Below are 15,932 nucleotides of genomic sequence, written 5' to 3'. Positions count from 1 at the left end.
CCTGTCGCCCCGTTTGCGACCGGGGGGGGGGCCCCGGGCCGGCCGGGCCGGGGCCCCGCCCCTTTCCGATGTCGGCAGCCCGCTCCCTTCCGCCGTCACGGCCCGCGCACCCACGGGCTGCCCGGGCGGCGGCTCCCCGCTGAACTCGGCTTCCGCCCACGCCTGATCACCGGCCGGACCGGCGGCGCCGGCGAGCGACGCCCGCTCACCGCCAGTAGCGCAGCTGCCCCCTGCCACCGGCCCCCGTGTGATGCCGGGCATAGGAGCCACGTCACTTCCTAAAGGCGATAGTGGACTCCGACGCCCCCGGCCCGTGGCGACAAACAGCCTAGAAGTGCCTTTTGTGACATTGCTCTGTAGTGGGGTAGTAGGTCACATTCTTGCGCCGGGTCCGAACCGCCCCTAACCATGGCTGACGTTCCGGGGAGCAAGCGCCGGACCGGGTGCATCCCGCCCGGTCGACCGCTCCGGCCCCGACGCGGAGACCTTCTCCGCCGCCGGCCGATCGCATCGATGGTCGGCTTCCCCATGACGTCCCCTGTTTGGAGAGTTCCTTCCGCATGACCGCCGCCACGCAGACCACCGCCAGCCGCACCGCCCGCTTCCGCAAGCTCTCTGTCACCGGCCTGGCCACGGCGGGCGCCGCAGCACTCGCGCTCACCCTGGCCCCCTCGCCGGCGCAGGCCGCTCCGGTCACGCAGAGCGCGTCGAAGGCCACGGTCGCGACGGCCGAGGCCGCGCCGACGAAGAAGGACAAGCCCAAGAAGGACAGCCCCAAGAAGGCCAAGAAGGTCTACGCCGACAACCTCGACGGCTGGATCAAGGAAGCGCTGGACATCATGAAGGCCGAGGGCATCCCCGGCACCTACGAGGGCCTGCACCGCAACATCATGCGGGAGTCCAGCGGCAACCCGAACGCCCAGAACAACTGGGACATCAACGCGCAGAACGGCACGCCGTCCAAGGGCCTGCTCCAGGTCATCCAGCCGACCTTCGACGCCTACCACGTCGACGGCACGCCGCACGACCTGACCGACCCGGTGGCCAACATCACCGCGGCCGCGAACTACGCCGCCGACAAGTACGGCTCCATCGACAACGTCGACTCCGCCTACTGATACGCCTTGTGAACCGTCCTCCCGGATCGTTCGGGCCGCGCGGCCCCGCCCCTCGTGGGCGGGGCCGCGTCGTCGTCGCGGGACGGCGCCGGTCCCTGCCGTCACGGGCGAAGTGACGTCGTCCCTCCCGAACGCCCGGGCCGACCGCCGTCGCCGGGAAGGAACTCCCCGCGCCACCCCCCCCCCCCCCCCCCGGGTTGACCGCTTTCCGGCCGTGCACACCCCCGCTTCCCGCCGACGGCACCGCGCGCCGTGATCCGGTCGCCCCGTCACAACGGTTGGGCGTGATGTGGCCAGACCGGGGAAGACGGTGCAGGCGCGCAAAGACCGACTGCGCCGGGCGCGCACACGGGCGGGCGCAGCCGTACCGGACAGAATTCCGTCACAATCCGCCGCATCAAGGACACAAGGCGGCGCGCCGGAGCATTTTTCGATCGGCCGGATCCTGACCCCGTCCGATGGAATTCTGTGAAGCCCGTGTGAATTGCTCTCCATATCCGCTCACCCACATGGCTCTGACCATGCCGATCAACCGGCTGCTTCATTCACATATCCGTCGGGCCGGATGACCGAATCGGTCCCTTGACCGGCACTTGAGGGACGAACGAGACTCGCAGAGGCACTCATGCACCAGGGGCCACTGACGCATGCGCATGCGAATGGCCCCTGAGACCGATATCGCACGGGGTGTGTGGCGGGGGAAAGTGAAGAGCTCATTGTGTGCGTCCGCACGCGCGGACATCTGCTTCACGTCCTCTCCTCATCTCTTGGTGCGCGAAGGGAATGGAGGGGGAATGCCGACGCACATGGGCTATCCCGGCGTATACATCGAAGAACTTCCCAGCAGCGTCCGTACCATCGCGTCGGTCACCACGTCGGTGACCGCGTTCGTGGGCCACACCCGCCGGGGTCCGCTCAACCAACCGGTCCGCATCACCAGTTTCGCGGACTTCGAGCGCCGCTTCGGCGGTCTGACCGCCCAGAGCGCTGTCGGCTACGCGGTGCACCAGTTCTTCGGCAACGGCGGCACGGTCGCGGTCGTCGTACGCGTGGCCAAGGCCGGCAGCGGCGAAGAGGCCTGCGTCACGCTCGAGTCCACCGAGGGGCGCAGCGAGTGCCCGGTGCTCGAGGTGCACGCGAAGGAGCCCGGCGTGTGGGGGTCGGGTCTGCGGGTGGCCGTCGACCACGACACCCGTACCCCGGACAAGACGTTCAACCTGCACGTCCTGGACGCCCGCGGCGACGCCCGCGAGTCCTTCACCGGCCTGTCGATGCACTCCGGGCACGGCCGCTTCGTCGAGACGGTCGTGAACGCCGGCTCCTCTCTCGTACGCGTGAAGGCACTCGACGAGGACCGGCCCGACCCCTCCGGCACGGTGTCGAAGCCGTTCGCCGCCGACCTGCCGGACCTCGCCGTCGAGCTGAAGGTCAAGATCGGTGACGTGGAGCGGGAGTTCACGCTCTACGAGCCCGACCGCGACGGCGAGCCGCCCACCGATGTCACCGAGCTGGCCCTGCTGCTGGAGCGCAAGCTCCGGGCCCTGCCCGACGCCCCGGGCAAGCACGCCTACGCCGGCGCCGAGGTCACGGCTTTCGGACGCCGGCTCCAGGTCGTCGCCGGGTCCCTCGACCCGGACGACGTGGTGCGCTTCGTCGGCGAATGCGCCAACGACCTGGGCCTGGAGGCCTCGGTCAACCCGCCGGTCTTCGCGCTCCAGGGCGGCAAGGACGGCGACGCCCCCGGACCGCGCGACCTGATCGGCAGCGAGGCGGACAAGACCGGTCTGCAGGCGCTGCGGGACGTCGACGACGTCAACCTGCTGGCCCTGCCGGAACTCGCGGCCTACGAGTCGACGGAGGACATGGTCACCGTCGTCTCCGCGGCGCAGCAGCTGTGCCGGGAGCGGCGGATCTTCCTGCTCGTCGACTCGCCCTCCACCTGGGGCAGCGTCGACGCGGCACGCGCCGGCATCGGCGCGTTCGACACCGTGCGCAGCGACCACGCGGGGCTGTACTTCCCCCATCTGCAGCTCACCGACCCGCTCACGGGCCGGATGCGGGCCTTCCCGCCGTCCGGCGCGGTCGCGGGTGTCATCGCCCGCACGGACGGCGAGCGCGGTGTGTGGAAGGCTCCGGCGGGCACCGAGGCGCGCCTGGCCGGGGTCCGTTCGCTGACCGTGCGGCTCACGGACCGCGACAACGGCCTGCTGAACCCCCTGGGCGTCAACTGCCTGCGCACCTACCCCGTCGTGGGACCGCTGGTGTGGGGCGCGCGGACGCTGGCGGGCGCGGACGCCCTGGAGAGCGAATGGAAGTACGTGCCGGTGCGCCGGCTCGCGCTCCACATCGAGGAGAGCCTGTACCGCGGACTGCAGTGGGTCGTCTTCGAACCGAACGACGAGCAGTTGTGGCAGCAGATCCGGCTGAAGGCGTCGGCGTATCTCAACGACCTGTTCCGGCAGGGCGCTTTCAAGGGCGGCACGCCCCGCGAGGCGTACTTCGTGAAATGCGACAAGGACACCACCACCCAGGCCGACATCGATCGCGGTGTGGTGAATGTCGTGATCGGAATCGCTCCGGTCAAGCCCGCGGAGTTCGTGATCGTCAAGATTCAGCAGATGGCCGGCCAGTTCGACCTGTCGTAGTCGCAGGCCCGAGGAAGAGGAACACAAAGGAAACCGATGGCTGAGTTCCAGGTAAACGCCCATCGTTTTGACCCCTACAAGAATTTCAAGTTCCTGGTCCTGTGGGACGGTCGAACGGTCGCGGGCATCAGCAAGATCAGTCCGCTGAAGCGCACCACCGAGGTGGTCAAGCACCGCCACGGCGGCGACCCCAGCTCGCCGCGCAAGTCCCCGGGCCGCTCCGAGTTCGAGGGAGTGACCCTGGAGCGCGGTGTCACCCATGACCCCGAGTTCGACCGCTGGGCCAACAAGGTCTGGCAGGTCGGGGCGGGGCTCGGCTCCGAGGTGTCGCTGCGGGACTTCCGCAAGGACATCATCATCCAGGTCCTCAACGAGGCCGGGCAGGTCGCCGTCTCGCACAAGCTGTACCGGGCCTGGGTCAGCGAGTACCAGGTCCTCGGCGAGCTCGACGCCAACGCCAACGCCGTCGCCATCCAGAGCGTGAAGCTCGAATGCGAGGGCTGGGAGCGGGACTACGAGGTGCCCGAGCCCGTCGAACCGTCCTTCACGCACCCGGCCTGACCGCCGGGCGCGACGGGGAACAGGGGTGGGACCCACCGAGCTGCTGGCCGTCTGGGAGGCCGGCCTGGCGCAGCGGGCGGCGGAGCGATCGCTGCTGCTGCACCGGGCCGCCCGCCCGGCGGCCACCACCGACGAACTGCTGTCGGTGCCGGTCGGAGAACGGGAGGCGGATCTGTTCGCGCTGCGCCGGGCGTTGTTCGGCGAGCGCATGCAGGTGCGTGCGGAGTGCGGGGCGTGCGGCGAGGCGATGGAGTTCGACCTCGACACGAGCGTGCTGGCTGCGCGGAGCGCGCTGCCGGAGGGACCGCTGCGCGTGGCGGACGGCGAGTGGGTGGTCGAGTTCCGGCTGCCGACCGTCGCCGACCTCGCGGCGGCCGCGACGGCGTCCGGTCCGGACGAGGCGCGCCGCGGGCTGGTGAGCGGCTGCACGCTCCTGGCGCTGCGGGGCGGCGAACCGGTCGCTGCGGAGGACCTGGCATCGCTGCTGCCGGAGCGCGTGGAGAAGCTGATCGCCGAGAAGGCGGCGGAGGCCGACCCGACGGCGGACGTGACGCTCGACGTCTCCTGCCCCGCGTGCGGCGAGGCCACACCGGCCGAGCTGGACATCACCTCCTACCTGTGGACCGAACTCGACACCTGGGCACGGGACCTGATGCTCGATGTCCATCTCCTCGCCTCCGCCTACGGGTGGAGCGAGCCGGAGATCCTGGCGCTCAGCCCGCTGCGGCGTCGTTACTACCTGGAGCTGTGCGCAGATGTCTGACTACTTCGACCGGCTGCTGGCCCGGTACACGCCGGCGGGCGCGGCGGCCGGCGCGCCCGTGCGGGTGCGACCCCGTCTGCCCGGGCCGTTCGAGCGCGTGGAGGCGCTGCGGTACGGGCCGCCGGACCCCGACGAGCCCGCGGCCCTGATCCCGACGGCGTACGTGCCGCCGTCCGCACCCGCCGCGACGGTGCGGCACGAGCACGAGGTACGGACGGAGAACCGCACGGTGGTGCGCACGGAACGGACACGTGGGGCCGAGACGGATCCGGCGCCTGTCCGGCCCGCCGCGGAGCCCCTGCTGCGGCCCGCCGCGCCCGTGCCCTCCCCGGCACGGCCCGCGGCGGAACAGGCACCGCGTACCGCACGCCGGGGCCGCGCGGTACGGGAGACGGATGACGCGGCACCGCGGCCCGCCGCCCCGGCGGCACGGGCGCACACCGCTCCCGTGGCCGCCGTACCGGCGGCCGTGCCCGTACCGCGCCGGTCCGACGCGGCCGCGGTGCGCGGCGCGGCGCTCGGCCCGGGGCGGCGCGCGCAGAAGCCCGCGGAACGGGTCGTGCACGTACAGATCGGACGGCTGGAGGTCAGCGCGGCGGCACCGCCGCAGGCGGCCGACCGGCGGCCCGCCGGGCGGGGCGGAAGGCCCGCGCCCGCACTGACCCTGGACGACTACTTGTCGCGCGGCGAGAGGAAGGACCGACCATGAGCAACGCACTCGCCGTCGCGACGGTCACCCAGGCGCTGGCCCTGCTCATCGAGAGCAACCTCGGCCCGGAGATGGACATCGCGGTCAAGGTGGAGACCCGCAAGCCGCCGAACGAACCACCGGCCGAACCGACCATCACCGTGTTCCTGTACCAGGTGACGCCGAACCCCTCGCTGCGCAACGCCGACGTGCCGACGCGCGCCTCGGACGGCACGCTGCGCAAGCGCCCGGCGGCCGCGCTGGACCTGCACTACCTGATCAGCGCGTACGGGGAGGAGGCGGAGCTCGTCGGGCAGCGGCTCATCGGCTGTGTGGTCCGTACGCTCCACGAGATGCCGGTTCTGCCGAAGGACCTGATCGAACTGGCTGCGGAGCGGCCGTATCTGGCCGGGTCCGATCTCGCCGAGTCGCCGCAGAAGGTGCGCTTCTCGCCGATCGTGATGGACATCGACGAGACGTCGAAGCTGTGGGGGATGCTCCACCAGACGCCGTACTCGCTGTCGGTCGCGTACCAGGCGTCGCTCGTGCTGCTGGAGGGCCGGGAGCGGCCCACGCCGGCGAAGCCGGTGGAGGAACGCACGGTCAAGGTGCTGCCGTTCGGCGCGCCGGGCGCGCCGGTGCCGCCGGGGCCCGTGGAGCCGCCGGCTCCGAAGGACGCGGCCTCCCCCGAGCCGGACAAGGCCCCCGCGGCCGCCGATGCCCCTGAGAAGAAGGCACCGGCCAGGCGGGCCGCCCGAACGGCGCCGACGAAGCGGACGGCCACAACACCGCGCCCCCGCAGGGCAGGTGGGCCCGCGGTGCCGAAACAGGACGGAAAGAGCTGAGCCGGAGTGCCGACGACGGGGGCGGGTGAGGACATGGGTACGTACGAGGGAGCCGGGGAGGCCCACGCACTGACGTCGGCGATCCACGAGGTCCTGTCCCGTATCGACGCGCACGGAAGCCGCGCGGAGCGCGGCGGGGCACCGGGCGGTTCACCCGCGCCGGGCGGGGCGAGTGGAGTTGACGGCCCCGGCCGCCGACAAGCCGGGCGCGGCGGTGCCGCCGCGTTTCGCGAGGGCGCGGGAGGTCGCACCGCACCCGGCGGTGCGCCTGCCGACGGGGCCGGCCTGGCCGGGCGCGGAGACCAACCCGACCGCCTCGAAGGGGCCGCACGCGCAGCAGCTGACGCCGACGAGTCGGACAGCGCCGTGCCCGGCGACGGCACGGCACGGCCCACCGCACCCGGCGGTGCGCCCGCCGACGCCCACGAGTTGGGCAACGCCGCATCAGGCGACGCAGGCACCGGCCGAGCGACGCTCGACGGCACGGCAAGGCGCACCGCACGCGGCGGTGCGCCCTCCGACGGGGCCGGCCTGGCCCGGCGCGGTGGCGAAGCCGACCGCCGCGAAGGGGCCGCGCGCGCGGCGGCCGACGCCGACGCCCACGAGTCGGGCAGCAACACGTCCGGCGAGACCGGCGCACACCGCGGCGGGCAGGGCGCGGGGCGCCGTGAGGCGCGTGGTGGCGGCACGGCGGTGCCTGCCGTCGCGGACGGCAGCGGACCGGCCGTCGGGGTACCACAGGGGCCCGCCGCACTCGACGCGCTCGTCGCGTGCTTCGGGCTCAGCCCCTTCGAGCGCGACGTCGTGCTGCTCACCGCCGCCGCCGAGCTGGAACCCACCACCGGCGTCCGGTGCGCCGCCGCCTGTGGTGATCCGGAGCGGGCGCATCCCACCTTCTCCCTCGCCCTCGCCGCCCTGCGCGACCCCCACTGGAGCGCGCTCACCCCCGTCTCTCCCCTGCGGCGCTGGCGCATCGTCGAGCTCGACGACGAGACCCGGCTGACCACCTCGCGGCTGCGGCTCGACGAGCGCATCCTGCACTTCCTGGCCGGCTCGCCCTATCTGGACGCCCGGCTGCACGGAATGCTCCGCCGTGCCGCCGTACCGGACTCGCTGCCCGCCTCCTACGACCTCGCGGCCGAGCGCGTCGCGGCGGGCTGGGCGGGAGCGCCGCTGCGCGTGGAGCTGGTCGGCGGCGACATGCGCACGCGGGCGGACATCGCCGCCGCGGCCGCCCGCCGCCGCGGGCTGAGCCTGTACGAGATGGCCGCGGAGGACGTCCCCACAGCCGCCGCCGAACGCGACAGGCTCGCACGGCTGTGGCAGCGGGAGGCCGTCCTCCTGCCCGCCGCGCTGCTGCTCGAAGTGGGCGACATGGACAGGGAACAGGCCGCCGCCACCGACGCGTTCGTCGAGAGCGCGGCCGTGCCCGTCGTCGTCTCGGGCCCCGAGCCGCGCCGGACGGCACGTGCGCGGGGCGAGCGCGTCGTCGTTCCGCCACTGGACGCCGACGAGCAACTCGGCGTGTGGACCGAAGCGTTCGCCGGCGTGCCGGAGGTCTCGGAGGACGACCTGCGCGACCTGGTCGCCCAGTTCTCGCTGCCGCCCCACCTCGTACGGTCAGCCGGCGCGGCCGTGGCACGCGACCTTCCCGGCGAGGATGAGCTCGACGCGACGGGCCTCGCCTGGCGCGCCGGCCTCACCGAGGCCCGGATGGGCATGGACGAACTCGGGCGGCGGATCGAGCCGCAGGCCGACTGGGGCGATCTCGTCCTGGCCGAACGGCAGTTGAGGGTCCTGCGCGAGATCGTGGCGCACGTGCGGCAGCGCCCCACCGTCTACCAGGAGTGGGGCTTCGCCGACACACTGCGCCGCGGACTCGGCGTCACGGCGCTGTTCGCCGGCGGCTCGGGCACGGGCAAGACGCTGGCCGCCGAGGTGATGGCGAAGGAACTCGGCCTGGACCTGTTCGTCATCGATCTGTCGCAGGTGGTCAGCAAGTACATCGGCGAGACGGAGAAGAACCTGCGCCGGGTGTTCGACGCGGCTGAACGCGGCGGCGCGCTCCTGCTCTTCGACGAGGCCGACGCGCTCTTCGGAAAGCGCAGCGAGGTCAAGGACAGCCACGACCGCTACGCCAACCTCGAGGTGAGCTACCTGCTCATGCGGATGGAGGCGTACCGGGGGCTGGCGATCCTGACGACCAACATGAAGCAGGCGCTGGACACGGCGTTCATGCGCCGTATCCGCTTCGTCGTCGACTTCCCGTTCCCCGGCGAGAGCGAACGCGCGGAGATCTGGCGCCGGGTGCTGCCCGCACGCGCCCCGATGAAGGACGTCGACCCGCAGCTGCTGGCACGGCTGACCGTCGCGGGCGGCTCCATCCGCAACATCGCGCTGTCGGGCGCCTTCCTCGCCGCCGAGGAGGGCGACCGGCTGCAGATGCGGCACATGCTGGAGGCGGCGCGCACCGAATACCTCAAGCTGGACCGCTCCTTGACACCCTCAGAGGTCCACGGATGGGTCTGAACGAGGCGCCGCGCGAGACGGCGGTGCGGGTGGACATCGGTGAGCTGGTGCTCGACGGCTTCGGCCGGGGCGTGGACCCGGAACGGGTGTCGGCGGCCTTCCAGGCCGAGCTGGCGCGGCTGGTACGGGAGCGGGGCGTGCCGATCGCCGTGGACGGGGGCCGTGCGCTGGACGGCCTGGCCGGCCTGCCGCCGCTGCCCGCGACCGCGTCGGCCCGTCGGCTGGGCCAGGAGCTGGCCCGCGCCGTGCACGCGGGCCTGGCGGGCAGGGGCGAGGTGACACGATGAGCACCTCCCACTCCCAGGAGTCGCGGACGGACCAGTCCGGCCGGCGGCGCAAGCGCAAGGACCGGTCGGTCTCGCGTGCGCCCGAGCCGAAGAACATCGTCAGCGGCGCGGGCCAGCCGCTCGACGTGAGCGTGCGGCGCGAGCTGGAGGAGCAGCTCGGGCACGACTTCGGCCGCGTACGGCTGCACACCGACCGGGACGCGGGCGCGCTGACCGAGATGCTGGGGGCGGACGCGGTCGCGGTGGGCCAGGACATCTTCTTCCGCGAGGGCGCCTACCGGCCCGGCACGGCCGACGGCCGGCGGCTGCTCGCCCACGAACTGCTGCACACGGTGCAGAACCCGCACGGTCTCGGCGCACTGCGCGCCGGCCGTGACCTGGGCGCGGTGAGCCTGCCGCAGCAGGCGATGGAACGCGAGGCGGAATCGGCGGCGCAGGAGTCCGTACGGGGCTCCGCACGCGACTTCGTGCGGAAGGGGGAGCCGGGCGCCGCCGTCGAGGAGGGACAGGCGACGCCGGGCTGGCTGCGGTACGCCACGGTGGACGCCGACCGGAGCCGGCTGGAGCAGATCGATCCGGCGACGCTCGTGGACCGCCTGGCGAACTCGGTCGTGCGCTCGCTGCGCGGCGACCCGGAGGACCGCTCCAAGCGCACCCGTACGCAATTGGCGCGGCTGCCCGACGAGTTGCAGGACGCCGTCCTGGACCGCCTGGAGACCAGGCTGCTCAGCTCCGAGCACGAGCGGGTGCTCGACCTCGTCGACGAGATCGAGATCGACGAGGAGACCGATGAGCAGCTGGAGCAGAGCTCGCTCGACGCACCGGCCGTCGAGTCCGATCTGTTCGAGGAGGTGTCGTTCGAGCGCGAGAGGGAGCGGCAGTCGGCCGACGAACGGCAGGAGGAGGCGGACAGGCCGCCGGTCGCACCGGGCCCGGAGAAGGAGCAGGCCGGGACGGACGGCGCCGCGGGCAGTACGCCGCAGAACGGCGGGACGCGGGAGGACGGGACGACGCCGCAGGGCGGCGAGGCTTCGCGCGGTGGCGAGCAGGCGCAGGAGCCGGGTGGTTCGGGTGGCGGCGCGGCTGACGGCGGAGGTGCCGCTCAGGCTCCCGAGGCGCAGCAGCCGTCGTCGGCTCCCGGCGGAACGGCCTCCGGCAGCGGGAAGTCCGAGGGCGGGCAGGCACAGGGCGGGCAGGCGCAGGGCGGTGAGAAGAAGTCCGCGGGCGCCGACGAGAAGGAGGCTCCGGAGCAGCAGGAGGCCCCGGCCGCGAGCGAGGAGGAGTCCGCGGCCAGGAACCGTCCGGGCGCGGTCGACGCCCTCGTGGCGGGTCAGCAGGTGAAGCCGGAGGACAAGCGCGGGCAGGAGCAGCCCACGGGCACGCCGGCGGTGTCCGGCAAGGACACGCAGGACCCGGGACCGTTCAGCAGGCTCGACGGCGTACGCGATCAGGATCTCGGCGGCCCCGAGGACAAGGCTGAGGAGGACCCGTTCGCGTCGGGGAGCGAGTCGGAGGTCGAGGCCGGGGGCGGCCGGAGGAGCGCCTGGGACATCAAGCTCCGGCCCGAGGACTTCCTTCCCGAGCAGGATCTCGATGTGTCCGGCGTGCCGACGGCGGACGAGCTGGACCCGTCGTCGTCCGCTGCGCCGGCGGTCCCCTCGTTCCCCGCTCCCCCGGTGACCAGGGCCGACAAGGTACAGGCCGAGCGGGACGCGGAGGACGCCGAGGACGCGGCGGCCGAGGCGGAGCCGGAGGAAGCCGACGCGGAGGCACCCGCCGGGCCCGCGGTCGAGGACGAGCCGGATGCGGCGGACGGTGGGGAGCTGGTCGGCATCGGCCTGGAGAGGGCCGCCGCGTCGCCGCCCGCGCCGGGCTCGGCGCCGAAGGACCCCAAGAGCGGCTCGGACCCGAAGGCCGGGCCCGTCGCCGCGCAGACCGCGGTCCAGGAGGCATCCGGAAAGTCCGAGGGCGGCGGCAGCGACAGCAAGGAAGCGGCGGCCAAGGAGGAGAAGGGCACCCCTGCCGCGGGCGACAAGGCGGGGGCCGGGCAGGAGAAGACCACGCAGCAGGCCGCGGGCGGAACGGCGGCGGCGCCGGACGCCGCGGCGAAGGAGGAGCAGAAGAAGACGGACGCGGCTCCGGCCGGCAGGAGCGAGCCGACGTCGGACGCGAAAACCCCCTCGGCGGCCCAGGACAGTCATGTCTCCGGCGGTTCCTCCGCGGCTCCGTCCTCCGGCAACGCGCCCACCGGTGGGCAGGGTTCCGAGGCTGAACCCCCGGCGCCGAAGGAATCCGCTCCCGCGGCCCCCGCACCCGTGAAGGCTCCCGAGGCTCCGGCCGCCCCGCCCGCATCAGCACCCCCGCCCGCGGCAAAGGAGGAGCGCGCGCCCAAGGCCGCGGCGCCCAAGGCGGCACCGGCCCCGAAGGGGCCGCGAGGCGGCGGCGCCAAGCCGGCCGCACGCGGCAAGGCCAAGAAGGACTCGGGCCCCGCTCCGAACCTCTCCGGTGTCGCCCCCGAGGCGGGCCTGACCACGGCCGCGAAGCTCAAGCCGCACAAGGCACTTGAGGCCATGGGCGGCGTGAGCGGCTCGGTGGACCGCACGGTCGGCGACGAGCACAAGGCGCTCGCGGCCGCGCCACCCTCGATGCAGCGCCCCGCGGGTGCCCCGCAGACGCTGGAGGGCAAGCCGAAGACCGACGCCCCGGCCGAGTACTCCCAGGACCCGGCGCAGAAGTCCGAGGCGCCGAAGGACGAGAAGGCCGAGGTCACGGGCGCCAAGGAGCCCGAGGGGCAGATCGAGGCGGAGAAGGCCGAGGAGCCAGGCGGCTGGGACACCTTCAAGATGGCTCTCGGCTTCGGCATCGGCAAGGTGCTCAGCTGGGTCGGCTTCGAGGTCGACGCGCAGGAGTTGGCGGCCAAGTTCGCCGGGCTGCCGACCAAGGACGAGGCGCTGAAGAAGGCGCAGGCCGGCAACGCACCCGGTGTGGAGATGCAGGGCGCGGCCGAGCAGACGGCCGGCGAACAGGGCTCCGCCGTGGACGCCAAGGGCCAGGAGGCCGTCACGACGGCCCGGGACGACTCCGGTCGCGCCATGGGTGAGGACCAGGTCTATCCCCACGCTCCGAAGGAGCAGATGCAGGCCAAGGTCCCCGGCGGTCAGGGCGGCAAGGGCGGCGGCGCGCCGGCGGGCGGGGCGCCGACCGGAGTCGTACCGCCGGAGGCGGCGTCCGAGGTGGCCGAGCACGATCGCGGGCCCCAGTTCCAGGCCGCGTTCAGCGACGGGCAGAAGGGCATGTCCGAGGGGCGGCAGACCAAGGACAGGGACTTCCGCGACTCGCAGCAGAAGCACAAGCACAAGGTCGACGCCGAGGTCGCGACCAACACCGAGAGTCAGGCGGGCGAGCGCGAGAAGGCGATGAGCGACGTCACCGCCCAGCGCGCCGACTGGCGTACGGAGCAGGACGCGGAGCTCAAGAAGCTCGGCACGAAGAAGACGGAGCGGCACGAGAAAGTCCGCAAGGACGTCGGGGACAAGGAGAAGAAGACAGACGAGGACGTCACCAAGGAGAAGGAGGACGGCGACAAGAAGATCCAGGACGAGAACACCAAGGCCGAGCAGGAGGCGGAGAAGAAGCGCGACGACAGCGTCAACGAGTCGGGCAACTGGGTCACGAAGGCCTTCGACTGGATCAAGCAGAAGGTCATCGAGATCAAGAACGCGATCGTCCGGGTCATCCGGGCGGCGCGTGACGCGGTGATTGGCTTCATCAGGAACTTCAAGGAGACCGTCGAGCGCTGGATCAACGAGGCGCGGAAGTTCATCGTCGACACGATCAAGAACCTGATCAACGATCTGATCGAGTTCGCGAAGGCGATGGTGCGGGCGGTCATCGAACTGGCCAACCGGATCCGGAAGTTCATCACCGACCTGATCGCAGCGGCGATCGCGCTGGTGAACAAGCTCGCGAACATGCTCAAGCAGATCATCAGCGATCTGCTGGACGCCATCGGCAAGCTGCTGAGCAGCATCCTGGACATCCTGAAGAAGATGCTGCAGGACGTGATCAAGGCCGTGGTGGACGCGATCAAGACGGTCCTGGACTACGCGGCCAAACTGCTGAGCGCGCTCGGCGACTTCATGCTCATCGCCGTCGACTTCCTCTCCGACCCGGGCGGCTGGCTGAGCGGTGCGAAGAACTCCGCGGTGGACGGCGCGAAGAACCACCTGTTCCGAGAGGTCCAGGCGGCCGTCAAGTCGTGGTTCCAGTCGAAGATCGAGGAGATCCTCGGCGTCCCGAAGGCGATCATCGACAAGCTGATCAAGGGTGGCTTCACCCTGGAGAAGATCGTCAAGGAGACGTGGGACGCGATCGTCCCGCAACTGCCGTTCATCATCGGCGAGATCGTCATCACCAAGGTCATCGCCAAACTGATACCGGGCGCAGGCTGGGCGATGGCCGTCATCGACGCCATACGCGTCGCCATCGGCGCGCTCGGAGAGATCCTGCGGGCGATCGGGGCGGTCATCACCTGGCTCAAGGCCGTCCGCCAGGGCGGCGCCGGCGTCCTCTTCGCGAAGGCGGTGGCCGCGGGCATCGTGGCGCTGCTGGAACTGGCCTACGAGGCGCTGCTGAGCGGTATCGGCAAGTACGTGGCGAAGGTGGGGCGCCGCCTGAAGGGTGTGGCGGAGAACCTGGGCAAGGACAAGGGCGGGGACAAGGGCCCGGCCGCGCCGCCGGCCGCACCCCCCGGGGACAGGGGCGGCCCGGGCAAGGACCGGCCGGCACCCTCGGCGCCGACCCGCCCGTCGGCTCCGTCGCCCCGCCCGGCCAAGAACGCCCCGGCCCCTGGCCCCGCGAAGACCACGCCTGCTCCGGGCAGGCCTGGGCCGGGTACGCAGAAGACGCCGACGGACGGCAAGAAGCCGACGGGCCCGGCCAAGCCGAAGGACACGGACGGCACGAAGCCGGACACCCGCCCGACGCCGCCCGCCAAGCCGAAGACGCCGGCCCCTCAGCCGAAGCCCAAGCCCGACACGGACACGACGCCCAAGCCGAAGGACGAGACGCCGGCCGGCCCGAAGAAAGACCAGGACTCCACGCCCCAGCCGAAGGTCGACGACAAGACGCCGACACCCCCGAAGGACGTGGACCCGGCGAAGCCCAAGGACACGGACCCGTCCAAGCCGAAGGACACCGACCCGACAAAGCCGAAGGACACGGACCCGACAAAGCCGAAGACCGACAAGGACGGCCCGGGCCGGCCCAAGAACGACAAGGACGGGGACAACGACAAGGGGAATCGCCCCAAAGGCACGACGGACAAACAGGAGAAGCGCGACCAGAGGAGGGAAGAGGAGAAGCAGTCGAAGGACGACAGGCTGGACGAGATCGTGGCGCGGATTCGCCCCATCCTCAAGGAGCGCCTCGAACCTGGGATGCAGCCGTCCGTTCACACGCAGCTCCTCGCCGCACTTCGTCGGCATTACCGCCTCACCAGTCTGACGAAGAAGGGGCACCCGGACTTCACCGTCCGCGCCACTCTGAATCCCGCCAAGGACGTCATCACTGGAATCTCACAGGGCGCACGCGAATACTTGAGAAAGCATGGCCTGCCGCGCCCCGCGCTGACGCCGAACCCGCGAATGGGCACACCCCCCGGGGCGGAGATCAACGCAAAATACATCAACCCGCAGTTCGCCGAGGAGAACGGCGCCGAGCCGAACCAGGAGTACACAGAGGGCTGGGAATACCTGAAGCTGCACAAGTTCACCAAGCCTGACAGCCCCCAGTGGGATCGAATGCACCTCATACCACGACAGGTGGGAGGCCCCGCAAAGACCGGCAACTTCGTCCCCGCCCTCAACAGCGTCAATGCTCCTTTCTACGACAGCTTCGAGAAGCATGCTGCCCATGCCTTCGGATCCGCCATGAAGGCCGGAACCACGGGATCAGCAGCAGACGTCAAACCTCCGGTCGTCGGCTGGTACACGGTCAACCTGACGCGTTGGGAAGGCAAGTCCCCGCACCCTTACCCCGGGAGCCCCGGGCCCCGCGAGGCGTATGCGAAAGGTCATTACCCACCTGGGTTCCCGAAGAATTTCACGGCCTCCTGGGGCATGTACCAAAGGAAGCCGAACGCGTCCGGGTCGAACCATGCCGACTGGACCAAGCTCGGCCCCAAGGACCGTAAGACCCTCTATATCGACAGACCGCCTCTGCCAGGCGCCGCACCGGCCACAATAAACATCAACAAGTGCACCGAGAGCGAAATAAGGAAGGCCCTTGACAGGTCTCCCGAGTTCCACAAGGCGGTCAAAGAGATACGCGAGAAAGAGCGCAAGAAGGGTAATCCGCAGCCGTTCACGGACATCACGGACCTGCACAACAAGCTCAAGACGTACAGAAGTGACGCCGGAAAATCTCTCTACAGCCTCGACAGCGCGATGGTACAAGTCGAACTGCGATTCAACGCCGGACACTTCTCCTTCTGATC

Annotated in this window: 9 protein-coding genes; all 9 read left to right on the top strand. The window is 71.4% G+C overall.

Annotation, left to right across the window (positions count from 1 at the left end):
* Positions 1-560: 560 nt before the first annotated feature.
* The 9 genes from AB0K02_RS30945 (at position 561) to AB0K02_RS30905 (ending at position 15,930) form a co-directional block, all read left to right on the top strand.
* The gene (locus tag AB0K02_RS30945; RefSeq protein WP_365995898.1) at positions 561-1,118 is read left to right on the top strand and encodes a transglycosylase SLT domain-containing protein; all 558 of its coding nucleotides are present in this window, start codon (positions 561-563) and stop codon (positions 1,116-1,118) included.
* A 794-nt stretch (positions 1,119-1,912) separates the two neighbouring features.
* Entirely contained in the window at positions 1,913-3,763 is a 1,851-nt protein-coding gene (locus AB0K02_RS30940; protein WP_365995897.1) for a phage tail sheath C-terminal domain-containing protein, read from the top strand.
* Between the two features lie 36 nt (positions 3,764-3,799).
* Positions 3,800-4,324: a phage tail protein gene (locus AB0K02_RS30935; protein WP_159694533.1), complete on the top strand. Its 525-nt coding sequence runs from the start codon at positions 3,800-3,802 to the stop codon at positions 4,322-4,324.
* Positions 4,325-4,349: 25 nt separating this feature from the next.
* Positions 4,350-5,087 carry a hypothetical protein gene (locus tag AB0K02_RS30930; RefSeq protein ID WP_365995896.1) on the top strand — a complete coding sequence of 246 codons (738 nt, stop codon included), beginning with the start codon at positions 4,350-4,352 and terminating at the stop codon, positions 5,085-5,087.
* Positions 5,080-5,796, top strand: coding sequence for a hypothetical protein (locus AB0K02_RS30925; protein ID WP_365995895.1), 717 nt, complete (start codon positions 5,080-5,082; stop codon positions 5,794-5,796). The genes AB0K02_RS30930 and AB0K02_RS30925 overlap by 8 nt, the downstream gene beginning before the upstream one ends.
* Complete coding sequence (locus tag AB0K02_RS30920; RefSeq protein WP_365995894.1) at positions 5,793-6,620, top strand: DUF4255 domain-containing protein; 828 nt, start codon at positions 5,793-5,795, stop codon at positions 6,618-6,620. Before AB0K02_RS30925 ends, AB0K02_RS30920 begins: the two co-directional genes overlap by 4 nt.
* A 285-nt stretch (positions 6,621-6,905) precedes the next feature.
* Complete coding sequence (locus AB0K02_RS30915; RefSeq protein WP_365995899.1) at positions 6,906-9,149, top strand: ATP-binding protein; 2,244 nt, start codon at positions 6,906-6,908, stop codon at positions 9,147-9,149.
* Positions 9,140-9,436: a hypothetical protein gene (locus AB0K02_RS30910; protein WP_365995893.1), complete on the top strand. Its 297-nt coding sequence runs from the start codon at positions 9,140-9,142 to the stop codon at positions 9,434-9,436. The genes AB0K02_RS30915 and AB0K02_RS30910 overlap by 10 nt, the downstream gene beginning before the upstream one ends.
* Entirely contained in the window at positions 9,433-15,930 is a 6,498-nt protein-coding gene (locus tag AB0K02_RS30905; RefSeq protein ID WP_365995892.1) for a DUF4157 domain-containing protein, read from the top strand. The genes AB0K02_RS30910 and AB0K02_RS30905 overlap by 4 nt, the downstream gene beginning before the upstream one ends.
* The last annotated feature ends 2 nt before the right edge of the window (positions 15,931-15,932 follow it).

The sequence above is a fragment of the Streptomyces sp. NPDC049597 genome, from assembly GCF_040675505.1.
In the GTDB taxonomy this organism is placed as follows: domain Bacteria; phylum Actinomycetota; class Actinomycetes; order Streptomycetales; family Streptomycetaceae; genus Streptomyces.
Note: the sequence above shows the minus strand (reverse complement) of the source record. Positions and strands in the feature narration are given on the sequence as shown.

Bases quoted from the DNA above. Each gene is read 5' to 3' on its own strand.
- AB0K02_RS30920 (WP_365995894.1), top strand. From the start codon at position 5,793: ATGAGCAACGCACTCGCCGTCGCGACGGTCACCCAGGCGCTGGCCCTG.
- AB0K02_RS30940 (WP_365995897.1), top strand. From the start codon at position 1,913: ATGCCGACGCACATGGGCTATCCCGGCGTATACATCGAAGAACTTCCC.
- AB0K02_RS30905 (WP_365995892.1), top strand. From the start codon at position 9,433: ATGAGCACCTCCCACTCCCAGGAGTCGCGGACGGACCAGTCCGGCCGG.
- AB0K02_RS30910 (WP_365995893.1), top strand. From the start codon at position 9,140: ATGGGTCTGAACGAGGCGCCGCGCGAGACGGCGGTGCGGGTGGACATC.
- AB0K02_RS30925 (WP_365995895.1), top strand. From the start codon at position 5,080: ATGTCTGACTACTTCGACCGGCTGCTGGCCCGGTACACGCCGGCGGGC.
- AB0K02_RS30945 (WP_365995898.1), top strand. From the start codon at position 561: ATGACCGCCGCCACGCAGACCACCGCCAGCCGCACCGCCCGCTTCCGC.
- AB0K02_RS30935 (WP_159694533.1), top strand. From the start codon at position 3,800: ATGGCTGAGTTCCAGGTAAACGCCCATCGTTTTGACCCCTACAAGAAT.